This window comes from Pseudomonas sp. GM18 (assembly GCF_000282195.1).
Lineage (GTDB): Bacteria > Pseudomonadota > Gammaproteobacteria > Pseudomonadales > Pseudomonadaceae > Aquipseudomonas.
This window is the reverse complement of record NZ_AKJT01000075.1, coordinates 84,181-108,598: the sequence shown is the minus strand read 5'-3', so window position 1 is coordinate 108,598 and position 24,418 is coordinate 84,181. Positions and strand designations below refer to the sequence as shown.

The window sequence follows — 24,418 nt, the reverse complement described above, 5'->3', positions numbered from 1 at the left end:
TTTTTTTATCGGAAAAAACCCGCGTACACCGTTGTGTCACAGGCTTTGCGGATAATCGTGCGGCCGTCTATTTTGCAAAGGCCCGGCCCTGCTGGCGATGGCGCTAAAACGGTTCACCCTTGCGACGCAGACCTTTGGTCTCATATCCCCCCTCCCGCCCCTTCCCACCCGAGGAAAGGAGGGTGTGCGGTCGATGATCGAGAAGCGGCCGGGGGGGGGGCAAAGGCTGCTGAAGCCAGTTGATGCAATGATCACCCATGGATTCCATTCACAAAATGGGTCAAGCCTTCAAGTCGCCGGCCGAATATCCTTGATCAACGACTGCAACGAATACCCCAATCGCGGCGCCAGGCCTTCCGCGCGGGCGATCAGCCCCTCCATGTCCAGCTCCTGATCCAGCTCCGATGGCACGATCAGAATCACGTTACCCTCCTTCACCGGCAGTTCCCAGTAATGCCGGTGATAGAGACCGCGCAACAACGCTGCGCCCAACGGTTTGCCGTCATCGGTGGCCCACTGGTTGATCACCAGCCAGCCACCCGGATTCAAGCGTTTCTGACAGTTTTCCAGAAAGCTCCAGGCCAGATGCCCGACACCCGGCCCGACATCGGTATACAGGTCGACGAAAATCAGATCGGCCGGTTCAGCCGTATCGAGCAACTCCAGCGCATCGCCGACACGGATGTACAGCCGCGGATCGTCATCCAGCCCCAGGTATTCAATGGCCAGGCGCGGTACGTCGGGGCGCAGCTCGATGGCTTCGACATCTTCCAGTGGCAGGAACTTCAAGCAAGCCTGGGTCAGTGTCCCGGCACCAAGGCCGAGGAACAGCGCGCTTTCCGGCTGCTCGTGGCACAGCGCACCAATCAGCATCGCGCGGGTGTAATCGTACTCGAGCCAGCTCGGGTCGGCGGTGAACACGCAGCTCTGTTCGATGGCGTCACCGAACTCCAGGAAACGGTAATCGGCCACTTCCAGCACGCGAATCACGCCGAACTCATCCTGTACCTCGGCGAGCAGATGCTCGACGCGCTCCTCAGTCATTTCGTCTCCCGATCGTTACCGGCCCCGGCAACGCGATAAACCGCAACATAAAGCGGCAAAGGCGCAATTGTCCGCGAAGCGACGGGAACAGGTCACGCACTAATTGCTGATAACATAACCGTCCGAGCGTAAAACACTAGAGACTGCGATGAGCCAACCCTGGAGCCCTGACAGCTGGCGCGCCCTGCCGATCCAGCAACAACCTCAATACCCCGACGCGGCACATTTGCTGCACGTCGAGCAAACCCTGGCGAGCTATCCGCCACTGGTGTTTGCCGGTGAGGCGCGGGAGTTGCGCCGTCAGTTTGCCGAAGTCACCCAGGGCCGGGCGTTTCTGTTGCAGGGCGGCGACTGCGCCGAAAGCTTCGCCGAATTCTCCGCCGCGAAAATTCGCGACACCTTTAAAGTGTTGCTGCAAATGGCGATCGTCATGACTTTCGCCGCCGGTTGCCCGGTGGTCAAAGTCGGACGCATGGCCGGTCAGTTCGCCAAACCCCGTTCGGCCAACGATGAAACCATCAACGGCGTGACGCTGCCGGCCTACCGTGGCGACATCGTCAACGGCATTGGCTTCGACGAAAAAAGCCGCGTGCCGGACCCCGATCGCCTTCTGCAGTCCTACCACCAGTCCACCGCGACCCTGAACCTGCTGCGCGCCTTTGCCCAGGGCGGCTTTGCCGACCTGCATCAGGTGCACAAATGGAACCTGGACTTCATCGCCAACTCGGCACTGGCCGAGAAATACAGCCACCTGGCCGATCGCATCGATGAAACCCTGGCCTTCATGCGCGCCTGCGGCATGGACAGCTCGCCGCAACTGCGCGAAACCAGCTTCTTCACCGCCCACGAAGCGCTGCTGCTGAACTACGAAGAAGCCTTCGTGCGTCGCGACAGCCTGACCAACGACTACTACGACTGCTCGGCCCACATGCTGTGGATCGGCGACCGTACCCGTCAGCTGGACGGTGCTCACGTCGAATTCCTGCGCGGGGTGCATAACCCGATCGGGGTCAAGGTCGGCCCGAGCATGAACCCTGAAGACCTGATTCGCCTGATCGATGTGCTCAACCCGGACAACGATCCGGGTCGCCTGAACCTGATTGCGCGGATGGGCGCGAACAAGGTCGGCGATCACCTGCCGCAGCTGATTCGCGCGGTGCAGCGCGAAGGCAAGCAAGTGCTTTGGAGCTCCGACCCGATGCACGGCAACACCATCAAGGCCAGCAGCGGCTACAAGACCCGCGACTTCGCGCAGATTCTTGGCGAGGTGAAGCAGTTCTTCCAGGTTCACGAAGCGGAAGGCAGTTATGCCGGCGGCATCCACATCGAAATGACCGGGCAGAACGTCACCGAATGCATCGGCGGCGCGCGGCCGATTACCGAAGATGGGCTGTCGGATCGTTATCACACCCATTGCGACCCGCGGATGAATGCCGATCAGTCGCTGGAACTGGCGTTTTTGATTGCCGAGACCCTGAAGCAAGTCCGCCGCTAAACCGCATTGAACCCTTCGCGGGCAAGTCGGATCGCCGCACCGCTCGCTCCTACTGTAGGAGCGAGCGGTGCGGCGATCCGACTTGCCCGCGAAGGCGTCAGTTCAATCACCGCCACTGTGAGCCAACGCCCCCCGCAACCGCGCCGCACTCGCCCTCGGGCAATTCAGCTGAACCCGCTCAAGCCCCAACCAATCGGCCATCCGCCGCAGATTGACCGCCAAAGCCCGCATCCCTTCATCATCCAGCCCTGGCTCTTCCTCATGCACGGCATGCACCGCCAACCGGCCCGACGCTCGTTCGGCTCGCAAGTCGACCCGCGCAGCGATCCGCTCATTGTGCAAAAACGGCAAGACGTAATAGCCGTAGACCCGCTTGTGCTGCGGCGTATAAATCTCCAGCCGATAACGGAAATCGAACAATCGCTCGGTACGGCTGCGCTCCCAAATCAGCGAATCGAACGGTGAAAGCAGCGCACTGGCCTCGACCTTGCGCGGCACTTTCGGCTCAGCCAGGCAATAAGCCGGTTGCCGCCAGCCTTCAACCTCACAGACCAGCAGCTCTCCGCCCTCGACCAGTTCCGCCAGACGCGGTCGGCTGTCTGCCGGGTTCAAGCGAAAATAATCGCGCAGGTCCTTTTCCGTACCAACGCCAAACGCCGTGGCGGCATGCAGCAACAGGCCGCGCTGGGCTTCGGCTTCACTGAGCAAGGGCTGCTGAAGAATCGCCGAAGGAATCACCCGCTCCGGCAAATCATAAAGCCGTTCGAACCCGCGCCGGCTGGCCACGGTCACTTCACCGGCGGCGAACAACCATTCCAGCGCATGCTTTTCGGCGCTCCAGTCCCACCACGGCCCTGCCCTTTCCTGACGGGTCGACAGACTGCCCGCCCCCAACGCACCGAGTTCCTCGACCGACGCTAAAACGCGGCGAATCGTGTCCTGCTGCTCACGACCGAAACGCGCCAGTTGCTGGTAGATGTCTTCGCCGCGGGCTGCGCGCTGCATGCGCCAGCGCATCAAGGGGTACATCGACAAGGGCAACAGCGACGCTTCGTGGCCCCAATACTCGAATAACGTGCGCCGACGGCCCTGACTCCAGGCAGCCTGATCGAGCAAGTCGGTTGAGTAATTGCCAAGACGGGAAAACAAGGGAAGGTAGTGCGAACGCACCAACGCATTGACCGAATCGATCTGCAGAATGCCGAGCCGTTCGATCAGCCGGTTGAGCTGAACCGGTTTGATCGCCGCCGGCGGCTGGCGCCCATTGAACCCTTGGGCGGCCAGCGCCAGACGCCGAGCCTGTTTGAGGGAAAAGGACAGTGTGGCGGGCATGAGCATCTCCTTGTCTGCTCGCAACCTACCTCACCCGAAAGCGGTTTGTGTAGCGATGGCATCATCATTTGTGCATCGGATCATCCCAGAACGGTCTTACCGCCTCATGTTCCACATCTGCGCGGCTCACGCCGATGTCCTTCAGTGCTTCGTCGCTCAAGCTCGCCAGTAATTCACGTTCACGGTGAAGTTCGTACCAGCGACTAAACTTGTGCAGCAGATCGGATACCGCGTGGATTGAGAATTTTTCTTCCGTTACATGCTCGTTGTGACCTTTCATCGTGTAGCCCTCCTTTAGGGATGGATCCAGTCTCGCTGCAGCGCTAAGATCAATCCAACGAATGTTTCTGATGGCATACATCTCGGAGATTGATGAATGTCCGCCTACCCCAGTATCGACACCGATGTACTGCGCACCTTCGTCGCGATCGCCGATCAGGGCGGCTTTACCCGCGCCGGGGAAATGGTCAACCGCACCCAGTCGGCGGTGAGCATGCAGATGAAACGTCTGGAAGAGGACGTGTTGCAGCGCCAGCTGTTCGAACGCGACGGGCGCCAGGTCAAGCTGACCGCCGAAGGCCAGGTGTTGCTGGGCTATGCGCGGCGCATCCTCAAACTCCACAGCGAAGTCTTCAATACCCTGCGCGAGCCGCACATGGTCGGCACAGTGCGCATCGGCACGCCCGACGATTACGTGATGCGCTTTCTGCCGGGCATCCTGTCGCGCTTCGCGCAGTTCTACCCGCTGATCCAGATCGAGGTTCATTGCGAATCGACCCGGCAACTGTTGCAGCGCCAGGACCTGGACCTGTCCATCGTCACCCGCGAGCCGGGTAACGAGATCGGCCAGTTGTTGCGCAAGGAGCGTTTTGTCTGGGCCGAAGCCCAATGCTTCAACGCCCACGAGCAGACGCCGCTGCCGCTGGCGATGTTCAACAGTGATTGTTTCTGCCGTGTTTGGGCGTGTAATGCGCTGGACGCCATGGGCCGCGATTACCGCATTGCCTACAACAGCTCCAGCCTGTCGGCATTGATGGCGGTGGTCAGCGCGGGGCTTGCGATCACCGCGCAACTGGAAAGCCTGATCACGCCAGACATGCGCATCCTCGGCGCCGACCAGGACCTGCCCCTGCTGCCGGAAGCCAGCATCATGCTGATCCGCAACCTGAACAACCCTTCGCCGATCACCGAATGCCTGGCCGAGCACATCGTCGAAGGCTTCAAACTTTAAAGGCGAGCATCACCGCGCAGCACACCAGAAACCCACAGAACAGCCCGCGTAACAGCCGCTCCGGCAGTGCGTGGGCGATTCTCACGCCCCAACTGATGCTCATCAATCCACCGACCGCCAACGGTATACCGATCGCCCAGTGCACCTGATGGTGCACCGCATAAGTCGCCAACGTGACGCCCGTGCTCGGCAATGCCAGCGCCAGCGACAAGCCCTGGGCAACCACTTGACTGGTGCCAAACAGACTGGTCAACACTGGCGTTGCCACCACCGCCCCGCCCACGCCAAACAACCCGCCCATGGTCCCGGAAGCCGCGCCGAGCACGCCCAGCCACGGCCATGAATAGTGCATCTGCGAAGACGCCGGCGCGGTGGCGGTGAACATTCGCATCAGATTGTAGGCAGACAGCGCGACCAGAAACGCGACGAAACCCAGGCGCATGGTTTGCGCATCGATGCCCACCGCCCAGATCGAACCGATCCAGGCGAAGCAGAACCCCATCGAAGCCAATGGCAGCGCATGACGCAATTCGATGCGATTGCGCTGGTGATAGCGCCACAGCGCCAGCATCACGTTCGGCACCACCATCACCAGCGCCGTGCCTTGGGCGACTTGCTGATCGAGACCGCACCACACGCCCAACAGCGGAATCGCCACTAACCCGCCACCAATGCCGAAGAGCCCGCCGAGGGTGCCCAGGGCGGCGCCAAAAACCAGGTACATCACGAACTCAATCACAGGCGGCTTCCTCTTGTCAGGCCGTTCATCCTACGCAGTCGGCTCTGGCAGGGAAACGCACAGCAACGCACAATGGCTGTGCCAAATTCGCACAAGCGTTGACGAAGCCATGAACCCCAATCAATTGACCGAACAACTCGGGCTGTTTCTGGATGTGCTGGAAACCGGCAGTTTTTCCGCCGCATCCCGCCGCCATCCCCTGACACCATCGGCCGTAGCGCGACGCATCGACAGCCTGGAAAGCGCCGTCGGCAGTCAGCTGTTCATTCGCAGCACCCACGCGGTGCGGGCTACTCCGGCAGGCTTGGCCTTTGCCGAGCGCGCGCGGCGGATCGTCGCGGAACTGCGGCTGGCCCGGGCGGAAGCGGTGTCCCTGAGCAATGCGCCGGAAGGCTTGATTCGGGTCGATGCGCCGGCAGCGTTCGGACGACGCCATCTGGCGCCGGTGATTGCCGACTTCCTGACGCTTTACCCCGGCCTCGACGTGCAATTGCACCTGATCGACAGCTTTGTCGACATGCAGGGCTCGAACCTGGGCAAGGTCGATCTGGTGCTGCGTGCCGGGCAAATGGCCGATACCCGACTGGTGGCCACGCCGTTGGCGAGCATGGTGCGCATCGCTTGCGCCAGCCCCGATTACCTGCAACGCCGTGGCGTGCCAACCGAGCCGGCGCAATTGGTCGACCACGACGGTCTGGATTGGGACGGCCTGGCTCCGCCGTTCGCCTGGCGCTTCGAGCGTGATGGGCAGATGCATTTGCACCGGCCTGCGCGAATCCGCATGAGCGCCAACAATGCCGAGGCGCTGGTCTGCGGCGCACTGGCCGGGTTGGGCGTCGCGCATCTGCCGACATGGCTGGCCAGCGAATATTTATTGCGCGGCGAACTGCTGCCGCTGTTCTGCGAAAAAGGTCTGCCAAAACCGGAAAGCACCGGCATTTATGCGTTACGCCTGGAGCAACAACCCAGTTCACGCAGCCGCTTGTTGCTGGAATACCTGAAGACCCGTTTCAGCCCCATCCCGCCGTGGGATCTGGCGCTGCAAACCAATCTGGACCGCCACTAGTCCATAATTATCTGGCGCATTAAAGATTCGCCCGCTAGATTCATGACGATCACTGATCAAGGCGTTGAAATGAACACCGAGCGCAACACCCCGGACAACTGCGACAACCTGCTGCTGGACAATCAGGTCTGCTTCGCCCTGCATTCCACCTCGCTGCTGATGACCAAGGTCTACAAACCGCTGCTGCAAGCGCTGGGCCTGACGTATCCGCAGTACCTGGCGATGATGGTGTTGTGGGAAAAGGACGGGTTGACGGTCGGCGAAATCAGCACCCGACTGCTGACCGATCCTGGCTCCCTCACCCCGCTGCTCAAGCGCCTGGAAGCCGAAGGCCTGCTGAGCCGTACCCGCAGCCGCGAAGACGAACGGGTGGTGATTGTCGAACTCACCGAGCAAGGCCATGCGCTGCGAGACAAGGCGCGCGATATTCCGCAGTGCATCCTCGGCGCCAGCGGACAGACGCTGGAACAGTTGAAGAAGCTGCAAGCGGATCTCCAGGAGCTGCGCAGCCACCTGCAAGACAGCCTTTAGACCGCGTTATCGTTCTTCGCGGCGCTCCGACTTGCCCGCGAAGGCGTCCTCCCCGTCGTAAAAAAATTCACTTCGCATAAATCCCGCACGAAGGCCTCTATCTCAAGCATCTCCCGCCTGGTCGAATCTCCAGGCGATGATCTGGGTCAGTTTTTTTCAAAAAATTATCTTGCGCGCTAAATATTTGCGAGCTACATTCACTTCGCACTTACTTAGCGCGCAAACATTTAGCGCAAATAATCAAACCCCGAACGAGGCTCACACCATGCAAACTCTCTACACCGCAATCGCAACCTCCACTGGCGGCCGTGACGGTCGTGCGATCTCCAGCGACAACGTCCTCGACGTCAAACTCGCCACCCCAAAAGAACTCGGCGGTGCCGGCGGTGCGGCAACCAACCCTGAACAACTGTTCGCTGCCGGCTATTCCGCCTGCTTCATCGGCGCGCTGAAATTCGTCGCCAGCCAGACCAAACGCAAAATCCCGGATGACGCCTCGATCACCGCCCATGTCGGCATCGGCCAGATCCCTGGCGGTTTCGGTCTGGACATCGACCTGCACATCAGCCTGCCGGGCCTTGAACAAGCCGATGCGCAAAGCCTGGTCGACGCTGCCCACCAAGTCTGCCCGTACTCCAACGCCACCCGTGGCAACGTCGATGTACGCCTGCACGTTACCGTCTAACCACTGATTCCAAGGCCGAACAGGAAATGGATATGAACACTTTCAGCAAAGTCTTGACCGGTACCCTTCTCGCCCTGTCCATCAACAGCGCGTTCGCAGGCGACGGGGTTGAACACAACACCCAGGCGTTCCTCGACGTGCTGAATGCCGGCACCGGCAAACCGATGGAACAGCTCACTCCTGCCGATGCCCGTGCGGTGTTGGTGGGTGCGCAGGCCGGGGTGAAGCTGACGCTGCCAAAAGCCGATGTCAGCACCAAGACCATCCAGGTCGACGGCCAACCGATCAGCCTGACCATCGTTCGGCCGGCCGGGGTCAAGGGCGAGCTGCCAGTGTTCATGTTCTTCCACGGCGGCGGCTGGGTGCTGGGGGACTTCCCGACCCACGAGCGGCTGGTTCGGGACTTGGTAACGGGTTCGGGCGCGGCAGCGGTGTTCGTCAACTACACCCCTTCGCCCGAGGCGCATTACCCGGTGGCGATCAACCAGGCCTACGCCGCGACGAAGTGGGTGGCCGAGCACGGTAAAGAGATCAACGTCGACGGCAAACGCCTGGCCGTGGCCGGCAACAGCGTCGGTGGCAACATGGCGGCCGTGGTTGCGCTGATGGCCAAAGACAAGGGCACGCCGGCGATCAGGTTCCAGGTGTTGTTGTGGCCGGTGACTGACGCCAGCTTCGAGACGGCGTCTTACAACCAGTTCGCCGAGGGGCACTTCCTCACCAAAAACATGATGAAGTGGTTCTGGGACAACTACACCACTGATGCCAAACAGCGGAACGAAATCTACGCCTCACCGCTGCGGGCGACCACCGCGCAACTCAAGGGTTTGCCACCCGCTCTGGTGCAGACGGCCGGCGCCGATGTACTGCGCGATGAAGGTGAAGCCTACGCCCGTAAGCTCGACGAGGCCGGTGTGCCGGTCACGGCGGTGCGCTACAACGGCATGATCCACGACTACGGTTTGCTCAACGTGGTGAGCCAGGTGCCTGCGGTGCGTTCGGCGATGCTGCAAGCATCCGAAGAGCTCAAGCAACACCTGAAATAATTAAGCAAAAGATCGCAGCCTCGTTTCACTCGACAGCTCCTACATGGGTTTTGTATTCCCCCTGTAGGAGCTGTCGAGTGAAGCGAGGCTGCGATCTTTTCTGGATCACAAAAAAGCCCGACTCAATGGTCGGGCTTTTTCATTCCTCAAGCGGTGCTTATTTAGCACGGCCTTTGTAGGAACCGCCTTCGCGGGTATCGATCTCGATCATGTCGCCGATTTCGATGAAGTCAGCAACCGACAGCTCGGTACCGTTCTTCAGTTTGGCAGGCTTCATCACCTTGCCGGAAGTGTCACCGCGAGCGGAACCTTCGGTGTAGTCAACCTGACGCACGATAGTGGTCGGCAGTTCTACGGAAACCAGACGCTCTTCGAAGAAGATCGCTTCGCAAACATCGGTCATGCCTTCTTCAACGAAAGGCAGAACGGCTTCGATGTCTTCAGCGTTCAGCTCGTACATGGTGTAGTCAGTGGTGTCCATGAACGTGTAGGAGTCGCCGCTGATGAAGGACAGGGTCGCTTCTTTGCGGTCGAGGATTACGTCGTCCAGCTTGTCGTCAGCGCTGTAAACGGTTTCGGTCTTGTAACCGGTCAACAGGTTTTTCAGCTTGGTCTTCATGATCGCGCTGTTACGACCCGACTTGGTGAATTCAGCTTTCTGAACCAGCCAAGGATCGTTGTCGATACGGATCACCATACCGGGTTTCAGTTCTTTACCAGTTTTCATTGCGAATATCCGAATTTGGATGGGATTTACAAAAATCTAGGCCGCGTATCATATCCAATTTAGGTAAAACTGTACCAGCGCCGCGGCAAGATCTGCCTGCAAGGCTTGTTCCAGACACCACGCCTCGGCATGTTTTTCCAGTTCCGGCCAATGTTTGCGGGTTGATTTCCAGTGCTCAACCATTGTCTCACCTGCATTCCACGCCCGCCATAGACCGCTGATCGCCTCGCCGGCAGGTTTGGACAGGCCGTGGGTGTACAGGGTCAGGAAGGCGTCGAGCTTGTCCAGGTGGATATCTTCGTCCTGCTGATAGATGTGCCAGAGCAGCGGCCGGCCTGCCCATTGCGCACGAACAAAGGAATCTTCGCCGCGCACGGCGTTGAAATCGCAGCTCCACAGCAGCAGGTCATATTGATCCTGTCGGACGAACGGCAGCACTTGCACGGTCAGGGCGTCGCGCGCATGCACTGCGCCGGCCGTCAGCCCGCTCACCCCGAGCCAGCGTTCGACGTCGCCGAGAATCCGCCCCTCGGGCACCAGCAGATGAGTGGGCGTCGAGTCGGCAGCCATGGCGTCGAGCCAACTGGCCAGCCCGGTATTCTCGTAAGCGAACAGCGAGATCAGCTGTGCATTCGGGGCGCGTTCAACCCCCAGGCCTTGCAGGAATTCTCGCTGAGCCTCAGGGCTTTGCTGAAACTGCCGACGCCGCTCGAGCAATCCCCTCTCACGCAGCAAGCCACCTGTGCCCTTGCGAAAACCCGGGAAGAAAAAGAACTTCTGCACATTCTTGTACTTCACCGACGGCAAGCCGTGACAACCGACGACCCAGTCTTCGGCGCTCAGATAATCGAGGTTCATCCACAGTGGCGGCTTTTCCCGTTCGGCCATGGCCTCCATATAAGCACTCGGCAACTGGCAGGCGAATGCGGCGATAACGACATCTGCGGCTTCGGTGGGTTGCCAGTCCGCTGACCACTGTCGCACCTCGACACCCTGCTGCCACTGCTGCGCGGCGTGGATGTCGATTTCTGGACACAACCGCTCGAAGGCCCGCAGGTCATCGACCCACAAGCGCACCGTCACTGCATGTTCGGCCACCAGTTGGCGGGCCAGACGCCAGGTCACGCCGATGTCGCCGAAATTGTCGACCACGGTGCAAAAAATATCCCAGCGGGTTTTCATTTCAGGCATTCCAGGTTCCCGTTGGCAAAAGCGCCGATTGTCCGCATAAATTACCCCGCGCAGAAGAGCCGACGACGATTAATCTTCGTGCGACAATCGCCACTCCCCCGCGACCACCCGCCAGGAGGCAGTCATGCCCTACCGTCCCCACCCGCGCCGTTCCATGCCGATCCAGCTCAATGCGCTGCAACTGACCGGCAGCATCGCCCTCGGTTTGTGGCTGGGATTTATCGCGATCGCACTGACCTGTTGGCTCGCCTGGCGCCTGTTGTTCAACGAGCAATTGGCACCCTTGGCCCAAGCGGTGGAACAACTGGCCAAACCGCCGGTGATTGAACAACCCGCTGCGCAAAACCCGATGTTCGAACAGTACGAGGAACACCTGCGCAGGAACGACCAGCAACAAATGGTGGAACAGGCCAGAAGCAGCAAACACAATCTGGCCAATCCAAAATGTCAGTTCTGGCTGCAACAAGACCAGACCGCGCCGAGCGAAAAAAGCCGCGCCAACGTCCTGCAATTCTGCGATTGATCATGAAGCACTCCATGCACAAGCCGACCGTCCACCAACTGATTATCGACAAGCTGCGGATCGATCTCGACATCGCCGAGCGTGCCGCGCAAACCGCTTACGAAACCGCGACCCACGAAGAAAACATAGCCGAAAACAAGTACGACACCCTGGGGCTGGAGGCGTCTTATCTGGCGGCCGGGCAGGCCAGGCGGGTGGAGGAAATCAGGCTGTCATTGACCCTTTGCCAGAACCTGACACTGCGGCCTTATGACGAGCGGCGCGGCATCGAAGTCGGCGCCCTGCTCGGCCTGGAAGACGAAAAGGGTCGCGAACAATGGCTGTTCCTGGCCCCCGACGCGGCCGGGTTGAAGGTTGACCTAGTGGGGCAATTGATTACCGTCATCACCCCTCGTTCGCCGCTGGGTAAAAGCCTGCTGGGCAAGTTCGAAGGGGATGAAGTGGAGATTCTGGTGGCGGGCGCTCGGCAACAGTTTGCTGTCACCGAGGTGGTCTAGCGTCTGTTGACGCTTAATGGACCGGCAGTTCGACGCCGTCGAACAGCTCTTCCAATTCCTGTTTGTTGTGGCACTGAATGGCCTTGGCCATCACTTCGCGGGTCAGGTGCGGAGCGAACTTCTCGATGAAGTCGCACATGAAGCCACGCAGGAAAGTGCCGCGACGGAAACCGATTTTGGTAATACTGGATTCGAACAACTCGCTGGCATCAAGCACCACCAGGTCGCTATCGAGCTTGGTATCAACTGCCATTTTCGCCACGATGCCTACGCCCAGACCCAGGCGAACGTACGTCTTGATCACGTCGGCGTCGGCGGCGGTGAACACCACTTTCGGTGTCAGGCCACGGTGGCTGAAGGCTTCGTCGAGTTTCGAACGACCGGTGAAACCGAACACGTACGTCACGATCGGGTATTCGGCCAGGGCTTCGAGGGTCAGCTTCGACAGCTTGGTCAGCGGGTGGCCCTGAGGTACGACCACGCAGCGGTTCCAGCGATAGCACGGCATCATCACCAGATCACCGAACAGCTCCAGGGCTTCGGTGGCGATGGCGAAATCGACGGTGCCGTCCGCGGCCATCTCGGCGATCTGCATCGGCGAACCCTGGTGCATGTGCAGGGCAACGTCCGGGTATTGCTTGATGAAATTGCTGATCACCGGCGGCAATGCATAACGCGCCTGGGTGTGGGTGGTGGCGATCGACAGGGTGCCTTTTTTCTCGTTGGAGAATTCCTGGGCGATCTGTTTGATGCTTTCAACTTTGCGCAGGATCTCACCGGCAGTGGTGATGATGCGCTCGCCGGCCGGGGTAACGCGGGTCAGATGCTTGCCGCTGCGGGCGAAAACCTCGACCCCCAATTCGTCTTCCAGCAGACGAATCTGTTTGCTGATGCCCGGTTGCGAGGTGTAGAGGCTTTGGGCTGTAGCAGAAACGTTGAGGTCGTGGTGCGCCACTTCCCAGATGTAGCGCAATTGTTGAAGCTTCATATGAATCCCTCAAAGCAGGTAGACGCCACGGGCATCAGCGACGGTATATAACTATATTAATGGTTCGACCAATAAATCTAGAACTTTTTTGTCAAAATGCCATTATTCGTGTTCTAGCGATCCTCTTTGCGGCGACGCTCCACCAGCGGCACCAGATAGACCGGCACCCTGGCCAGTTGCAACACGCGCGCAGCGGTTCGACCCAACGGCGTTTCCGCGCCAGCACCATGGCTGTGACTTCCTACGATCAGCAAATCGACAGAGAGTTTCTGCGCCTGGTCGAGTATCACCTGCGACGGATCGCCCTGCAGCACCCGCACTGCCTGAATCCGCTGCAAATCCTGCTCTCCTTCATCCCCCAGCTCTTCGCGAAAGTTGTCGAGCACCCGTTGCTGAATATTGGCGATCACATTGTTCAGACCCTGACTGTGAAATTCGTTCAAGGCCTTCTCGTCGAGATAGCTCTGCAACACGGATTCGGCAAACAGCCCCATGGGCTCTACCGCGTGCACCACATACAAGTCGGCATTGAATGTTCGAGCCAGTTCCAAGGCATGCTGCATCACCAATGGTGCGTACAGACCCAAGTCAGTGGCATACAGCATCGAACGAATCATATGACCTCCTCGAATGCCAACATGGCGGAGATTGATTCAGCTTAGCAGTGCCGTGGCGAGTGCGGCGCCCGGCGCAACGCATTGAACCGCCGGGCTTTAAACCGACGGCTCGTTACTGATGCCATGGGGCACGTGCCCGGTGGCGACCACTTCACGGGCCAGCTCGCAATGGCCTGCCTGATCGTCGAAAAATACGTCGGCGGCAAAGGCTTCGAGAAAAGCCGATTTGGTCAGGCCGCCAAGAAACAGCGATTCGTCCAGACGAATGTCCCATTCGCGCAAGGTACGGATCACCCGTTCATGGGCCGGTGCCGATCGCGCGGTCACCAGCGCGGTGCGGATCGGACAGGCATCATCGGGGAACTCGCGCTGCAACAGATTGAGCGCCGCGAGGAAGCCTTTGAACGGCCCGCCACGCAAAGGCTCGCGGGCCGCTTCCCGCTCGCTGGCCTGAAACGCCGCCAGGCCTCCCGACTGATAGACCCGCTCCGACTCGTCGGAAAACAGCACCGCGTCACCGTCGAAAGCAATGCGCAATTCATCGCTGGCGGCGCGACTGGCACCGCCCGACAGAATAGTCGCTGCGGCGAATCCGGCCTCCAGCGCATTGCGCACGTCTTCGGCATGGGTCGAAAGAAACAGGTCGCAACCAAAGGCCTTGAGGTACGGATAAGGACTGCGTCCGCCGACGAATGCCGCACGCGAGATCGACAGGCCATAGTGATGAATCGAGTTGAAAACCCGCAGGCCGGTGTCGGCGCTGTTGCGCGACACCAGGATCACCTCGACCCGGGCACGGCCGAGACTGGCGTTCAGGTTCAGGAGTTTTTCCACCAACGGGAATGCATCGCCGGGCTCGAGAATTTCGTCTTCATGTTCGATCTGGTACTGCCGATAAGCCTCGACGCCGCTCGACAGATAGACCTTATGGCTCTCGCTCAAGTCGAACAGCGCTCGCGAAGAAATCGCCAGCACCAGTTTGTCGTCTATGACATTTGCCATGCCCTTCCCCCTTCCTTGACCGACTCAGTGGTTACGTCGGTCGATAAAACTCAAGCTGCGATACAAGGCCTCGATTCGCGGCAACTCACATCCCGCCGCCTTCGCCGCTGCCAGTGGCCGAGTGTAAATGGCGTCCAGCTCCAGCGGCCGCTTGTGCAGAAAATCGTGGTACATGCTCGGCCAGTAGTCGGGCATTTTCTCGGTCATCATGAACAGATAATCGGCGTAACCCGGTGGCATGTCATGACCGCAGGCCTTGGCCCCCTGAACCACTTCAGCCATCAAGGCCTGAATCAGCGCGCGACTGTCGGCATCCGCCATCAACGGTGTGGTGCTGGCCCCGAGCAGCACCGACAGACCGTTGTAGGGAATATTCCAGACCAGTTTCTGCCAGCACACCTGCTGCAGATTCGGCATGGCCTGGGCGTCGATACCGGCAGTGCGGAACAACCCAGCGCCCTCCTCGACGATGTTCATGCGTGCCTGTGCATCGGCGGCGGGGCCACTGTGGTAGCCGACACTCAGCGCCCCCAACGCTTGATGAGTGATGACCCCGGGGCCGGCGCGATGGACGCAGATCAGACAACGCCCGCCCAGCAGATGCAGCGAATCAGGGAGCAACTCGCGCAGACGGTCTTCGACGTCCAGGCCATTTTGCAGCACCAGCACTTTGGCATCAGGGGCCGCGGCTTGAACAATGGCCGGTGCCAGGTCTGCGTTACTGGTGGTCTTGGCGCCCACCAGCAACCAGTCACAGGGCGGCATGTCGGCAGCCGACGAATAGGCCTGGACCGGGTTCAAGGTCAGCGGTCCCAACGACGCGTGGTCGAGATGCAAGCCGCGTTCGGCCACCGCTGAAAACTCGCTGCGCAACAGAAAATGCACATCGAAGCCGGCACGCGCCAGCATCAGCCCGTAGAAACCACCGATCGCGCCGGTCCCGATAATGCCGATTCTCGGCTTGGCCAATGTGCCTGTCATGGCAACTCCTCTGCTGGTCGATTCAGCGCCTGGTCCACAGCCTCGTTGAGCGCTGTGCGGGTCAGGCGCGACTGTAGCGCCCCGAAATACTCACCGTCGCGCACCACAAACAGTGCCGGTAAATGAAAGACCCTATAACGCTCGACCACCCCGCCATTGCTCCCGGCATCGATCCAGCACAGCCGATCGACCGCCAGTTCGAGCCTGGGCAACTGCTCGCGGGCAAAACGGCAACTGGCGCAGCCGACGCTGGTAAAAATCACCAGTGAAATGCCGCTCATCGCCAGCAACCGTTGGTCGGCGTCGAAATCGGTCAGTTCCGATTCGACCACTATACTGGGAGAAACAGTGTCAAGTGGCCGACACAGGGAGTCCGTGTTCATGAGACGTTATCTTCCTCATCCTGACGATGTGCCCGTCGAATTAACGTTGTTCAAACATGAGTGTATTTCGCGGCAACAGCTGCACACTATCAGCCTCGGTGGCATGGCTTGCAATTACCACCGCGCCTGGCGCCACGGTACGGCGCTGGAAGTACGCATGCCAACCCTGAACCCGGACTTGCGTTTCCTGGGTTATGTGGCGTGGTGTTTGCGACGAAAACGCGGCTATCTGGTGGGCATCGCCTTCGTCGACGAACAGACGCTATTTTGCGCACGGATGGGTGAGCAGATCTGCCAGATCGAACGTTACTGCCGCCTGCATGACCCGCACGACGACCTGCAGGATATTCAGGCCCTCGCTCTCGAATGGGTCCAGCATCACGCCGACGAGTTCTCCCACGACACCGTTCGCAAGGCATTTGCACAGCCTGTGCTGGATTAGGGACGCTCTCAATCAGTTTCCCCGCCGACGGAAAAACTGACTGAGAATGTCCCCTAAACGGTGTCTGCCCATTGTCGAGCCACGGTGTAACGCGCTAAGGTTCGGCTCCCCGACGCGCTTAATTTGCTGTGCTCCGCCGCGCGGGTTCGCTGGCGGCCGGCACCCGTGACCTGACGAGTAAACGATGGCTGATTTACCGATCAACGACCTTAACGTCGCCTCCAACGAGACCCTGATCACTCCCGATCAGCTCAAGCGTGATATTCCTTTGAGCGACGCTGCCCTGCGCACCGTCACCAAGGGCCGCGAAGTCATTCGCAACATTCTTGATGGCACCGACCACCGCCTGTTCGTCGTGATCGGGCCGTGCTCGATCCACGACATCAAGGCTGCCCACGAATACGCCGAGCGCCTGAAAGTGCTCGCGGCCGAAGTGTCCGATACCCTGTATCTGGTCATGCGCGTGTATTTCGAGAAGCCACGCACCACCGTTGGCTGGAAAGGCTTGATCAACGATCCGTACCTGGATGACTCGTTCAAGATTCAGGATGGCCTGCACATCGGTCGTCAGTTGTTGCTGGACCTGGCCGAAATGGGCCTGCCGACCGCGACCGAAGCCCTCGATCCGATCTCCCCGCAATACTTGCAGGACCTGATCAGCTGGTCGGCGATCGGCGCACGCACCACCGAATCCCAGACGCACCGTGAAATGGCTTCCGGCCTGTCCTCGGCCGTCGGCTTCAAGAACGGCACCGATGGCGGCCTGACGGTGGCCATCAACGCCCTGCAATCGGTTTCCAGCCCGCACCGTTTCCTGGGCATCAACCAGGAAGGTGGCGTGTCGATCGTCACCACCAAGGGCAACGCCTACGGTCACGTGGTATTGCGCGGCGGCAACGGCAAGCCGAACTACGATTCGGTCAGCGTCGCGCTCTGCGAGCAAGCGCTGAAAAAGGCCAACATCAAGCCGAACATCATGGTCGATTGCAGCCACGCCAACTCCAACAAGGACCCGGCCCTGCAACCGCTGGTGATGGAGAACGTCGCCAACCAGATTCTCGAGGGCAACCAGTCGATCATCGGCCTGATGGTCGAAAGCCACCTGAACTGGGGCTGCCAGGCAATCCCGAAAGACCTCGCCGACCTGCAATACGGCGTGTCGATCACCGACGCCTGCATCGATTGGACAGCCACTGAAAACACCTTGCGCAGCATGCATGCCAAGCTCAAGGACGTGCTGCCTAAACGCGATCGCAGCTGATCGCCGTTTCGCGCATAAAAAAACGCCAGGTTTGAACCTGGCGTTTTTTTATGCGCTGGTTTTGCTCACAGCTTGGCGGCATGCCGCTGATGACGCTCCATGTAGCGCTCCACGTAGGAGCACGATGGAATCACCGTGTAGCCCATTTCATCAGCGTATTGCAGCGCCTGCTCGGTCAAAGCCGCCGCGATGCCGCGACCACGCAGCGCGTTGGGCACAAAAGTGCGATAAATATCCAGGGTCTGTTTTCCCAGATCCATATAGGTCAGGTAGGCACGATAACCGTCCACAGTGGTCTCGAACTGATGACCAGCCTGGTCATGGTGGATGGACAACGCCTCGCTCATCACTACTCCTCGCGGGTCTTTAATTCTGACCCCTACCTTACCGATGTTTTTCCGGCGAAGGAACAACTACGCCACCCCGTGCCTGAATGGACACCGAGAGAGCCGCACCAATCTCGCGCAACCGAGCACGTATCAAATAGTAGGCACCATTGGCAAAAATGCTCAAGGGACGCTCGTCATTGTGCTTCGGGTGGCGGGTGTTGCCGCGGATTACGCAGGGACAGCTCGACCGAACGGGTCAAAGCCTGAACATTGCCGGATATTGAGACTTAAGACGAGCGCCCTTTGATTAAGTCACCTCAACATGGATAAAGATATGCGAGCGGCTGCGCAAAATTCGAACACAAGTGTAGACAAACCCATCTAGACGGACTTTGGGCAAGACCGAAAAACAGCTACCTGGCCGGGGAACTTTTTCCCGACGGATCGCTCAGTTCGGGCCTCGTAGCTGGATATTTTTTATACAGCGCAGTTAAAAGTTGCTCGAAAAAGAATCAACGCCTACAATTTTTTTTGCTTCTTGCGCTACGTCAGTTTACTTACTACAAGTAATGGGTAGTATGTACGCCGGCTATTTCCTCACTCTGAGGAGACAGCTACTTAATAGAAAGTCCTTGAAGGGGAACACGATGAACAACGTTCTGAAATTCTCTGCTCTGGCTCTGGCCGCAGTTCTGGCTACCGGTTGCAGCAGCGTATCGAAAGAAACTGAAGCACGTCTGACTGCTACTGAAGACGCAGCAGCTCGCTCCCAAGCTCGTGCAGACGAAGCTTACCGTAAAGCTGATGAAGCTCTGGCTGCTGCTCAAAAAGCACAACAGACTGCTGACGAAGCTAACGAGCGTGCTCTGCGCATGCTGGAAAAAGCTAGCCGCAAGTAATAATCCCTCGGGATTGTTATCAAGCCGACCCATTTTTTGGGTCGGCTTTTTTATTGCCTGGGGTTTGTGCAGGCCATAAAAAACCCGCCGATGCGGCCTGCATCGGCGGGTTGCTTTAACGCGTTACTGCTGCAGGTCGATCGGCGCACTCGAGACCATCGGTGCCGATGTATTCGGCACCGCGATTTCCACAGGCAGGCCATCCTCAGCGGCGACTACGTCGCGCACTACATCCCAGTTCATGCGCAAGTTGTTGGTGATGTCCTCACGCTTGAGCATCGCATTGATCACGGCGGTGTGCTTGTCGACCACCGAAGGGTTGCCCTTGTCATCCAGCGGCGTGTGCGCTTCCAGATAGACCTTGCCGCCACTGAGGCCGAACTTGTACGGATCGTTGAGAATGCGTACCGACGTCCCTACCGGCACCATGCTGGCCATTTCCAGCACGTTGTTGTTGAACATGCGGAAGCAACCGTGGCTGGTGCGCATGCCGATACCGAATTTCTTGTTCGAACCGTGGATCAGGTAGCCCGGAGTGCCCAGGGTGAATTTGAACGGCCCCAGCGGGTTATCCGGGCCGGCCGGCACTACATTCGGCAGTGGGTCGCCATCGGCGGCGTGCTCGGCCTTGATCGACGCTGGAGGGGTCCAGGTCGGGTTTGGCGTCTTGGCGACGATGCTGGTGTGGGCAATCGGCGAACCCCAGCCTTCACGGCCAATACCCAGCGGGAAGGTGTACACCACGTTCCGGCCTTTCGGGTAGTAGTAGAGGCGGTATTCAGCCAGGTTGATGACGATGCCTTCACGCGGGCCAGGCGGCAGGATGAAGCGCGTCGGCAGGACGATTTCGGTACCGGCGCCCGGCAGCCATGGATCGACGCCCGGGTTGGCCGCGACCATTTCCGAATAGCCCAGATCGTAGGTGGTGCCAAGGTCGGCGAAAGTGTCTTCGTACTTGGCCTTGATCACTTGCACCTGGCCGACGATGTCTTCACCGGGTGGTGGCAGGGGCAACTCCAATGCTGCAACAGGACCCGCCACGCAGAGGGCGGCAAGAGACAGGCAGCGGGTGACGGCGGGAAAGCGCGGCAACATCCGGAAAATCCTTCGCATGATCGACAAGGGTATAAAAACCCGATTGTACACCGCCGCCCGTTATTTCGGGGAGATGCAAGACCTGTGGCGAGGGGGGATTGCCTGTGGTGGAAGCTTTCCTGTGGCAATGGGGCTTGCCACAGGGTTTACAGCTCGAACCGCAACTCAGGCCAGATCGGCGAGGTGCCGCGTTTTTGCGATTCCAGAATGGCCCGGCACAGCGAGCATAGGCGCTGGTCCTGGAACACCGTGCGATCGACGCTCGACCAGCGCGGTTGCGCCGGCAACAGGCTGCCGCACAGGGTTCGGTCCGCCGAGCCGCCCAGCTCCAGCTGACGGGTCACCAGATGCACCCGCACCTCCTGGCAGGCGAACAGATCCAGCTGTTCGTCAGGCTCGATCAGTTGATAGGCAAAAAGGGACCAGGCAGGACGCGGCATCGGGGGCTCCAAATCGGGGGCGCCACCTTAGCCGAAACACCGCCGCTAGAAAAGCGTCAAAGCAGCGGTTTCAGTGTCGGCCAGACATTTTCCAGCAACTTGCCCTGAGCCCCCGCCGCCGGGTGCAGGCCGTCGGATTGCATCAGGTCCGGATGACCGCCCACGCCGTCGAGAAAAAACGGCACCAGCGGGATTTTTTTATCGTCGGCCACCTTGATGAAAACCTCGGCAAATGCCTGGGTGTAACGCACACCGTAATTGGGTGGCAATTGCATGCCCAACAACAGCACCTTGGCGCCACTGACGCGGGAGCTGTCGATCATCGACGCAAGATTTTGTTGCAATTGTGTTGGCGGCATTCCGCGCAAGCCGTCATTGCCTCCCAACTCGAGGATGACGAGCTCAGGCTTATGCTCTGCAAGCAGCGCCGGCAGGCGTGCCCGGCCTCCGGCACTGGTGTCGCCGCTGATGGACGCATTGACCACCTTATCGTCGAAACCTTCGCGCTTGAGCCGTTGCTCGAGCAACGACACCCACCCCACCCGGGTATCCAGGCCGAAACCGGCGCTGATACTATCGCCAACGATCAGGACTGTACCCGCCGCTGCGTTCTGGGCCATGCACATCAAGGCCAGGCCAGCACTCAAAAACCACACACGCATCGGATTCTCCATGGGCGCAAGCATTCTCACCGCGAAGAACCTCAGCAAAGTGGTTCCCAGCGCGGAAGGTGAACTGACTATCCTGCACGAACTCAGCCTGGAACTGAACAAGGGCGATAGCCTGGCCATTGTCGGCGCCTCCGGTTCCGGCAAATCCACCCTCCTCGGCCTGCTGGCCGGCCTCGACCTGCCGAGCAGCGGCGAAGTCACTCTCGCCGGCCAAGGCCTGAGCAACCTCGACGAAGACCAGCGCGCGCGCATTCGCGCCGAGCACGTGGGGTTTGTCTTCCAGTCCTTTCAACTGCTCGACAGCCTCAACGCCCTGGAAAACGTCATGCTGCCGCTGGAGCTCGATGGCCGCAAAGACGCCCGTGAGCGCGCCACCGAGCTGTTGCAACGGGTCGGCCTGGGTCAACGCCTGACCCACTCGCCGCGCCAGCTCTCCGGCGGCGAACAGCAGCGCGTGGCGATTGCCCGTGCCTTCGCCGCCGAGCCCGACGTGCTGTTCGCCGATGAACCCACCGGCAACCTCGACAGCCACACCGGCGAGCGCATCAGCGATCTGCTGTTCGAACTCAACAAGGAGCGCGGCACGACCCTCGTGCTGGTAACCCACGACGAACGCCTGGCACATCGCTGCCGGCGCCTGATCCGCCTTGAAGCCGGCCTGCTGGTCGCCCCTCTGGAGCCTTGATGGCACGCCTGCCGCTGTTGCGCCTGTTCAGTCTCGCCATTCGCCAACTGCTGCGCGATGCCCGTGCCGGTGAGTTGCGCGTGTTGTTCTTCGCCTTGCTGGTGGCCGTGGCGGCGAGTACCGCCATCGGTTACTTCGGCGCCCGCCTGAACGGCGCCATGATGCTGCGCGCTACCGAGTTTCTAGGCGCCGACCTGTTGCTCGAAGGCAGTTCGCCGGCGCGGCCGGAACAGATCAAGAGTGGCACCGAACTGGGTCTTGAACACGCTCAGGTGGTGGAGTTTTCCAGTGTCATCGCCACCGACAATGGCATTCAGCTGTCCAGCATCAAAGCCGCCGATGACGTCTACCCGCTGCGCGGCGAACTGAAAAGCGCCCCCGCGCCGTTCGCGCAAGAAGCGCCCGGTGGCGGTCCGAAACCCGGCGAAGCCTGGGTTGAGGCGCGACTGCTGACTGCACTGGACTTGAAGATCGGCGACAGCATCGACGTCGGCATGAAAACTCTGAAACTGGCGCGGGTGCTGACCTACGAACCGGATCGCGCCGGTAACTTCTACAGCCTGACGCCACGGGTGCTGATCAATCTCAGCGACCTTGAGGCAACCGGCGTGGTGCAACCCGGCAGCCGGGTCAGTTACCGCGAACTCTGGCGCGGCAACGCCCAGGCGCTGGAAACCTATCGTCAACTGATCAAGCCAGGTCTGGCCGCCAACCAGCGCATCCAGGATGCCCGCGATGGTAACCGGCAGATCGGCGGTGCCTTGGGCAAGGCCGAACGGTATTTGAACATGGCCAGTCTGGTGGCGGTGTTGCTGTCCGGTGTGGCGGTGGCGTTGTCAGCGACACGCTTCGCTACCCGCCGATTCGATGCCAGTGCCTTGCTGCGCTGCCTGGGTCTGTCCCGTCGGGAAACCATGGCGCTGTTCAGCCTGCAACTGACGGTACTCGGACTGCTCGCCAGCATCAGCGGCGCCCTGCTCGGCTGGCTGGCGCAGCTCGGGCTGTTTGCGCTGCTGCATGATTTACTGCCGACAGACGTTCCACCGGGAGGCCTGTTGCCGGCCATTGCGGGGATCGGCACCGGGTTGGTCGCGCTGGCCGGTTTTGCCCTGCCGCCATTGGCCGCGTTGGGGCGAGTCCCACCGCTGCGGGTCTTGCGCCGGGACATGCTGCCGATTCCGTCCAGCACCTGGATGGTTTATGGCGCGGCGTTGGGCGCCCTCGGCCTGATCATGTGGCGCCTGAGCCTCGACCTGGTGCTGACCTTCGCCCTGCTCGGCGGCGGCGTGATCGCGGCGCTGGTGCTTGGCGGTTTGCTCTTGCTGCTGCTCAAGAGCCTGCGCCGGATGCTGGCGCGCGCCTCATTGCCATGGCGTCTGGGGCTGGGCCAACTGTTGCGTCATCCACTGGCGGCGGCGGGCCAATCCCTGGCCTTCGGCTTGATTCTACTGTCCATGGCATTGATCGCTTTGCTGCGTGGCGAGTTGCTCGACACCTGGCAAAACCAATTGCCGAAAAACGCCCCGAATTATTTCGCCCTGAACATTCTGCCGGCGGACAAACAGGCCTTTAGCGATCGGCTAATGGAACTGTCGGCCCAATCGGCGCCGCTGTACCCGGTGGTGCCGGGACGGCTGATCAGCATCAATGGCGAACCGGTGCAGGACATTGTCAGCAAGGACTCGGCCGGTGATCGAGCCATTCAACGCGACCTGAGCCTGACCTGGGCGGCAGACCTGCCGGCGGGCAACAAGCTCACCGCCGGCAACTGGTGGGATCAGCAACCGGCGGATGAAGTACCCGGTGTTTCGGTGGAAGGTAAAGTCGCCGAAAGCCTCAAGCTCAAGCTTGGCGATCACATGGTGTTTAGCGTCGGCGGGGTCAATCGGGAGGCGAAAGTCACCAGCCTGCGGGAGATCAACTGGGATAACTTCCAGCCGAACTTTTTCATGATCTTCCAGCCCGGCACCCTGAAAGACTTGCCGGCGACCTACCTGACCAGTTTCTATCTGGCGCCCGGTCACGATCAGCAGATCGTCGACCTGTCCCGCAGCTTTCCGGCAGTGACCATTCTGCAAGTCGAAGCGTTGCTGGAGCAGTTGCGCAGCATCCTCGCGCAAGTGACCCTGGCGGTCGAATACGTTCTGTTGTTCGTGCTGGCAGCGGGGATGGCGGTGTTGTTTTCCGGCTTGCAGGCAACACTCGATGAACGTATTCGCCAAGGCGCATTGCTGCGAGCGCTGGGCGCCGAACGGCAGTTGCTGGTCAGGGCCCGGCGGATCGAGTTCGGTTTGCTCGGCGCGGTCAGCGGGCTATTGGCGGCGTTGGGCTCGGAACTGGTGAGCCTGGTGCTCTACCGCTACGCCTTCGACCTGCCTTGGCATCCGCATCCATGGCTGCTGGTATTGCCTCTGATCGGCGCCGTGCTGATCGGCGGTGCCGGTGTGTTCGGCACGCGCCGCGCCTTGAACGCCAGCCCGCTGACAGTCTTGCGCGAGGGTTGATAAACTCAAGCACA

General features: G+C 60.1%; 28 protein-coding genes. 13 read left to right on the top strand and 15 right to left on the bottom strand.

All coding sequences use genetic code 11. The features are described from left to right. Positions 1-288: 288 nt before the first annotated feature. The gene (locus PMI21_RS08785; RefSeq protein ID WP_007940010.1) at positions 289-1,044 is read right to left on the bottom strand and encodes a spermidine synthase; all 756 of its coding nucleotides are present in this window, start codon (positions 1,042-1,044) and stop codon (positions 289-291) included. Positions 1,045-1,192: 148 nt separating this feature from the next. Between PMI21_RS08785 and PMI21_RS08790 the strand changes: the two genes are divergently transcribed. Further along, positions 1,193-2,539: a class II 3-deoxy-7-phosphoheptulonate synthase gene (locus PMI21_RS08790; RefSeq protein WP_007899909.1), complete on the top strand. Its 1,347-nt coding sequence runs from the start codon at positions 1,193-1,195 to the stop codon at positions 2,537-2,539. A gap of 102 nt (positions 2,540-2,641) precedes the next feature. Here the strand turns inward: PMI21_RS08790 and PMI21_RS08795 are convergent, their stop codons facing one another. Together PMI21_RS08795 and PMI21_RS08800 are read right to left on the bottom strand one after the other, a co-directional pair. Further along, complete coding sequence (locus PMI21_RS08795; protein ID WP_007940009.1) at positions 2,642-3,871, bottom strand: winged helix-turn-helix domain-containing protein; 1,230 nt, start codon at positions 3,869-3,871, stop codon at positions 2,642-2,644. Between the two features lie 64 nt (positions 3,872-3,935). After that, entirely contained in the window at positions 3,936-4,151 is a 216-nt protein-coding gene (locus PMI21_RS08800) for a DUF1127 domain-containing protein (RefSeq protein WP_007940008.1), read from the bottom strand. Positions 4,152-4,247: 96 nt separating this feature from the next. Here PMI21_RS08800 and PMI21_RS08805 point away from each other — a divergent pair, with 96 nt between their 5' ends. Continuing rightward, positions 4,248-5,102, top strand: coding sequence for a LysR substrate-binding domain-containing protein (locus PMI21_RS08805; RefSeq protein ID WP_007940006.1), 855 nt, complete (start codon positions 4,248-4,250; stop codon positions 5,100-5,102). On the opposite strand, the gene PMI21_RS08810 is transcribed toward PMI21_RS08805, so the two are convergent. Beyond that, a complete protein-coding gene (locus tag PMI21_RS08810; protein WP_007940005.1) occupies positions 5,092-5,826 on the bottom strand; it encodes a sulfite exporter TauE/SafE family protein in 735 nt (244 codons plus the stop codon). The two genes, PMI21_RS08805 and PMI21_RS08810, sit on opposite strands and share 11 nt — an antisense overlap. Positions 5,827-5,950: 124 nt before the next feature. Here PMI21_RS08810 and PMI21_RS08815 point away from each other — a divergent pair, with 124 nt between their 5' ends. From PMI21_RS08815 to PMI21_RS08830, 4 genes are all read left to right on the top strand, one after another. Then, positions 5,951-6,907: a LysR family transcriptional regulator gene (locus tag PMI21_RS08815; protein ID WP_007940004.1), complete on the top strand. Its 957-nt coding sequence runs from the start codon at positions 5,951-5,953 to the stop codon at positions 6,905-6,907. Between the two features lie 69 nt (positions 6,908-6,976). Further along, positions 6,977-7,438 (top strand): MarR family winged helix-turn-helix transcriptional regulator, encoded by a 462-nt coding sequence (locus PMI21_RS08820; protein ID WP_007940003.1) that lies wholly within the window; start codon positions 6,977-6,979, stop codon positions 7,436-7,438. A gap of 265 nt (positions 7,439-7,703) precedes the next feature. Further along, complete coding sequence (locus tag PMI21_RS08825; protein WP_007940002.1) at positions 7,704-8,123, top strand: organic hydroperoxide resistance protein; 420 nt, start codon at positions 7,704-7,706, stop codon at positions 8,121-8,123. Positions 8,124-8,155: 32 nt separating this feature from the next. Beyond that, positions 8,156-9,169: an alpha/beta hydrolase gene (locus tag PMI21_RS08830; RefSeq protein ID WP_007940001.1), complete on the top strand. Its 1,014-nt coding sequence runs from the start codon at positions 8,156-8,158 to the stop codon at positions 9,167-9,169. Between the two features lie 157 nt (positions 9,170-9,326). Here the strand turns inward: PMI21_RS08830 and PMI21_RS08835 are convergent, their stop codons facing one another. Next, entirely contained in the window at positions 9,327-9,896 is a 570-nt protein-coding gene (locus PMI21_RS08835) for an elongation factor P (RefSeq protein WP_007940000.1), read from the bottom strand. A 48-nt stretch (positions 9,897-9,944) separates the two neighbouring features. Beyond that, positions 9,945-11,087 (bottom strand): elongation factor P maturation arginine rhamnosyltransferase EarP, encoded by a 1,143-nt coding sequence (gene earP / locus PMI21_RS08840; RefSeq protein WP_007939999.1) that lies wholly within the window; start codon positions 11,085-11,087, stop codon positions 9,945-9,947. A gap of 124 nt (positions 11,088-11,211) precedes the next feature. Here earP and PMI21_RS08845 point away from each other — a divergent pair, with 124 nt between their 5' ends. Continuing rightward, complete coding sequence (locus PMI21_RS08845) at positions 11,212-11,610, top strand: hypothetical protein (RefSeq protein ID WP_007939998.1); 399 nt, start codon at positions 11,212-11,214, stop codon at positions 11,608-11,610. 14 nt (positions 11,611-11,624) lie between these two features. Continuing rightward, the gene (locus tag PMI21_RS08850; RefSeq protein ID WP_033064117.1) at positions 11,625-12,107 is read left to right on the top strand and encodes a GreA/GreB family elongation factor; all 483 of its coding nucleotides are present in this window, start codon (positions 11,625-11,627) and stop codon (positions 12,105-12,107) included. A gap of 13 nt (positions 12,108-12,120) precedes the next feature. Here the strand turns inward: PMI21_RS08850 and cysB are convergent, their stop codons facing one another. The 5 genes from cysB to PMI21_RS08875 all read right to left on the bottom strand — a co-directional run bounded on the left by cysB (position 12,121) and on the right by PMI21_RS08875 (position 16,078). Next, complete coding sequence (cysB, locus tag PMI21_RS08855; protein WP_007899921.1) at positions 12,121-13,095, bottom strand: HTH-type transcriptional regulator CysB; 975 nt, start codon at positions 13,093-13,095, stop codon at positions 12,121-12,123. 113 nt (positions 13,096-13,208) lie between these two features. Then, on the bottom strand, positions 13,209-13,712 hold the full coding sequence (locus PMI21_RS08860) for a universal stress protein (RefSeq protein ID WP_007939995.1): 504 nt from the start codon (positions 13,710-13,712) through the stop codon (positions 13,209-13,211). Between the two features lie 96 nt (positions 13,713-13,808). After that, complete coding sequence (locus PMI21_RS08865; RefSeq protein ID WP_007939994.1) at positions 13,809-14,714, bottom strand: 5'-nucleotidase; 906 nt, start codon at positions 14,712-14,714, stop codon at positions 13,809-13,811. A 24-nt stretch (positions 14,715-14,738) separates the two neighbouring features. Further along, the gene (locus PMI21_RS08870; protein ID WP_007939992.1) at positions 14,739-15,695 is read right to left on the bottom strand and encodes a putative 2-dehydropantoate 2-reductase; all 957 of its coding nucleotides are present in this window, start codon (positions 15,693-15,695) and stop codon (positions 14,739-14,741) included. Continuing rightward, the gene (locus tag PMI21_RS08875) at positions 15,692-16,078 is read right to left on the bottom strand and encodes a thioredoxin family protein (RefSeq protein ID WP_007939991.1); all 387 of its coding nucleotides are present in this window, start codon (positions 16,076-16,078) and stop codon (positions 15,692-15,694) included. The genes PMI21_RS08870 and PMI21_RS08875 overlap by 4 nt, the downstream gene beginning before the upstream one ends. Here PMI21_RS08875 and PMI21_RS0128235 point away from each other — a divergent pair. Both PMI21_RS0128235 and PMI21_RS08880 read left to right on the top strand, forming a co-directional pair. Further along, the gene (locus PMI21_RS0128235) at positions 16,077-16,520 is read left to right on the top strand and encodes a PilZ domain-containing protein (protein WP_033064116.1); all 444 of its coding nucleotides are present in this window, start codon (positions 16,077-16,079) and stop codon (positions 16,518-16,520) included. The genes PMI21_RS08875 and PMI21_RS0128235 overlap by 2 nt on opposite strands. A 184-nt stretch (positions 16,521-16,704) precedes the next feature. Then, the gene (locus tag PMI21_RS08880) at positions 16,705-17,781 is read left to right on the top strand and encodes a 3-deoxy-7-phosphoheptulonate synthase (RefSeq protein ID WP_007939988.1); all 1,077 of its coding nucleotides are present in this window, start codon (positions 16,705-16,707) and stop codon (positions 17,779-17,781) included. Positions 17,782-17,846: 65 nt separating this feature from the next. On the opposite strand, the gene PMI21_RS08885 is transcribed toward PMI21_RS08880, so the two are convergent. Next, a complete protein-coding gene (locus PMI21_RS08885) occupies positions 17,847-18,128 on the bottom strand; it encodes a GNAT family N-acetyltransferase (protein WP_007939987.1) in 282 nt (93 codons plus the stop codon). A gap of 629 nt (positions 18,129-18,757) precedes the next feature. Between PMI21_RS08885 and oprI the strand changes: the two genes are divergently transcribed. Then, positions 18,758-19,009 (top strand): outer membrane lipoprotei OprI, encoded by a 252-nt coding sequence (gene oprI, locus PMI21_RS08890; RefSeq protein WP_003172710.1) that lies wholly within the window; start codon positions 18,758-18,760, stop codon positions 19,007-19,009. Between the two features lie 123 nt (positions 19,010-19,132). On the opposite strand, the gene PMI21_RS08895 is transcribed toward oprI, so the two are convergent. From PMI21_RS08895 to PMI21_RS08905, 3 genes are all read right to left on the bottom strand, one after another. Next, positions 19,133-20,104 carry a L,D-transpeptidase family protein gene (locus tag PMI21_RS08895; RefSeq protein ID WP_007939986.1) on the bottom strand — a complete coding sequence of 324 codons (972 nt, stop codon included), beginning with the start codon at positions 20,102-20,104 and terminating at the stop codon, positions 19,133-19,135. Positions 20,105-20,250: 146 nt separating this feature from the next. Beyond that, positions 20,251-20,544 (bottom strand): hypothetical protein, encoded by a 294-nt coding sequence (locus tag PMI21_RS08900; protein WP_007899882.1) that lies wholly within the window; start codon positions 20,542-20,544, stop codon positions 20,251-20,253. A gap of 56 nt (positions 20,545-20,600) precedes the next feature. Next, entirely contained in the window at positions 20,601-21,206 is a 606-nt protein-coding gene (locus PMI21_RS08905; RefSeq protein WP_007939985.1) for an arylesterase, read from the bottom strand. 10 nt (positions 21,207-21,216) lie between these two features. Here PMI21_RS08905 and PMI21_RS08910 point away from each other — a divergent pair, with 10 nt between their 5' ends. Together PMI21_RS08910 and PMI21_RS08915 are read left to right on the top strand one after the other, a co-directional pair. Next, a complete protein-coding gene (locus PMI21_RS08910) occupies positions 21,217-21,900 on the top strand; it encodes an ABC transporter ATP-binding protein (protein WP_007939984.1) in 684 nt (227 codons plus the stop codon). Then, positions 21,900-24,404, top strand: coding sequence for an ABC transporter permease (locus PMI21_RS08915; protein ID WP_007939983.1), 2,505 nt, complete (start codon positions 21,900-21,902; stop codon positions 24,402-24,404). Before PMI21_RS08910 ends, PMI21_RS08915 begins: the two co-directional genes overlap by 1 nt. Positions 24,405-24,418: the final 14 nt, after the last annotated feature.

Bases quoted from the DNA above. Each gene is read 5' to 3' on its own strand.
- PMI21_RS08860 (WP_007939995.1), bottom strand. From the start codon at position 13,712: ATGATTCGTTCGATGCTGTATGCCACTGACTTGGGTCTGTACGCACCA.
- PMI21_RS08870 (WP_007939992.1), bottom strand. From the start codon at position 15,695: ATGACAGGCACATTGGCCAAGCCGAGAATCGGCATTATCGGGACCGGC.
- earP (WP_007939999.1), bottom strand. From the start codon at position 11,087: ATGCCTGAAATGAAAACCCGCTGGGATATTTTTTGCACCGTGGTCGAC.
- PMI21_RS08810 (WP_007940005.1), bottom strand. From the start codon at position 5,826: ATGTACCTGGTTTTTGGCGCCGCCCTGGGCACCCTCGGCGGGCTCTTC.
- PMI21_RS08875 (WP_007939991.1), bottom strand. From the start codon at position 16,078: ATGAACACGGACTCCCTGTGTCGGCCACTTGACACTGTTTCTCCCAGT.
- PMI21_RS08830 (WP_007940001.1), top strand. From the start codon at position 8,156: ATGAACACTTTCAGCAAAGTCTTGACCGGTACCCTTCTCGCCCTGTCC.
- PMI21_RS08915 (WP_007939983.1), top strand. From the start codon at position 21,900: ATGGCACGCCTGCCGCTGTTGCGCCTGTTCAGTCTCGCCATTCGCCAA.
- cysB (WP_007899921.1), bottom strand. From the start codon at position 13,095: ATGAAGCTTCAACAATTGCGCTACATCTGGGAAGTGGCGCACCACGAC.
- PMI21_RS08865 (WP_007939994.1), bottom strand. From the start codon at position 14,714: ATGGCAAATGTCATAGACGACAAACTGGTGCTGGCGATTTCTTCGCGA.
- PMI21_RS08825 (WP_007940002.1), top strand. From the start codon at position 7,704: ATGCAAACTCTCTACACCGCAATCGCAACCTCCACTGGCGGCCGTGAC.
- PMI21_RS08845 (WP_007939998.1), top strand. From the start codon at position 11,212: ATGCCCTACCGTCCCCACCCGCGCCGTTCCATGCCGATCCAGCTCAAT.
- PMI21_RS08905 (WP_007939985.1), bottom strand. From the start codon at position 21,206: ATGCGTGTGTGGTTTTTGAGTGCTGGCCTGGCCTTGATGTGCATGGCC.
- PMI21_RS08805 (WP_007940006.1), top strand. From the start codon at position 4,248: ATGTCCGCCTACCCCAGTATCGACACCGATGTACTGCGCACCTTCGTC.
- PMI21_RS08900 (WP_007899882.1), bottom strand. From the start codon at position 20,544: ATGCCGCGTCCTGCCTGGTCCCTTTTTGCCTATCAACTGATCGAGCCT.
- PMI21_RS08815 (WP_007940004.1), top strand. From the start codon at position 5,951: ATGAACCCCAATCAATTGACCGAACAACTCGGGCTGTTTCTGGATGTG.
- PMI21_RS08795 (WP_007940009.1), bottom strand. From the start codon at position 3,871: ATGCCCGCCACACTGTCCTTTTCCCTCAAACAGGCTCGGCGTCTGGCG.
- PMI21_RS08785 (WP_007940010.1), bottom strand. From the start codon at position 1,044: ATGACTGAGGAGCGCGTCGAGCATCTGCTCGCCGAGGTACAGGATGAG.
- PMI21_RS08880 (WP_007939988.1), top strand. From the start codon at position 16,705: ATGGCTGATTTACCGATCAACGACCTTAACGTCGCCTCCAACGAGACC.
- PMI21_RS08820 (WP_007940003.1), top strand. From the start codon at position 6,977: ATGAACACCGAGCGCAACACCCCGGACAACTGCGACAACCTGCTGCTG.
- PMI21_RS08800 (WP_007940008.1), bottom strand. From the start codon at position 4,151: ATGAAAGGTCACAACGAGCATGTAACGGAAGAAAAATTCTCAATCCAC.
- PMI21_RS08885 (WP_007939987.1), bottom strand. From the start codon at position 18,128: ATGAGCGAGGCGTTGTCCATCCACCATGACCAGGCTGGTCATCAGTTC.
- PMI21_RS08850 (WP_033064117.1), top strand. From the start codon at position 11,625: ATGCACAAGCCGACCGTCCACCAACTGATTATCGACAAGCTGCGGATC.
- PMI21_RS08790 (WP_007899909.1), top strand. From the start codon at position 1,193: ATGAGCCAACCCTGGAGCCCTGACAGCTGGCGCGCCCTGCCGATCCAG.
- PMI21_RS08895 (WP_007939986.1), bottom strand. From the start codon at position 20,104: ATGTTGCCGCGCTTTCCCGCCGTCACCCGCTGCCTGTCTCTTGCCGCC.
- PMI21_RS08910 (WP_007939984.1), top strand. From the start codon at position 21,217: ATGGGCGCAAGCATTCTCACCGCGAAGAACCTCAGCAAAGTGGTTCCC.
- oprI (WP_003172710.1), top strand. From the start codon at position 18,758: ATGAACAACGTTCTGAAATTCTCTGCTCTGGCTCTGGCCGCAGTTCTG.
- PMI21_RS0128235 (WP_033064116.1), top strand. From the start codon at position 16,077: ATGAGACGTTATCTTCCTCATCCTGACGATGTGCCCGTCGAATTAACG.
- PMI21_RS08835 (WP_007940000.1), bottom strand. From the start codon at position 9,896: ATGAAAACTGGTAAAGAACTGAAACCCGGTATGGTGATCCGTATCGAC.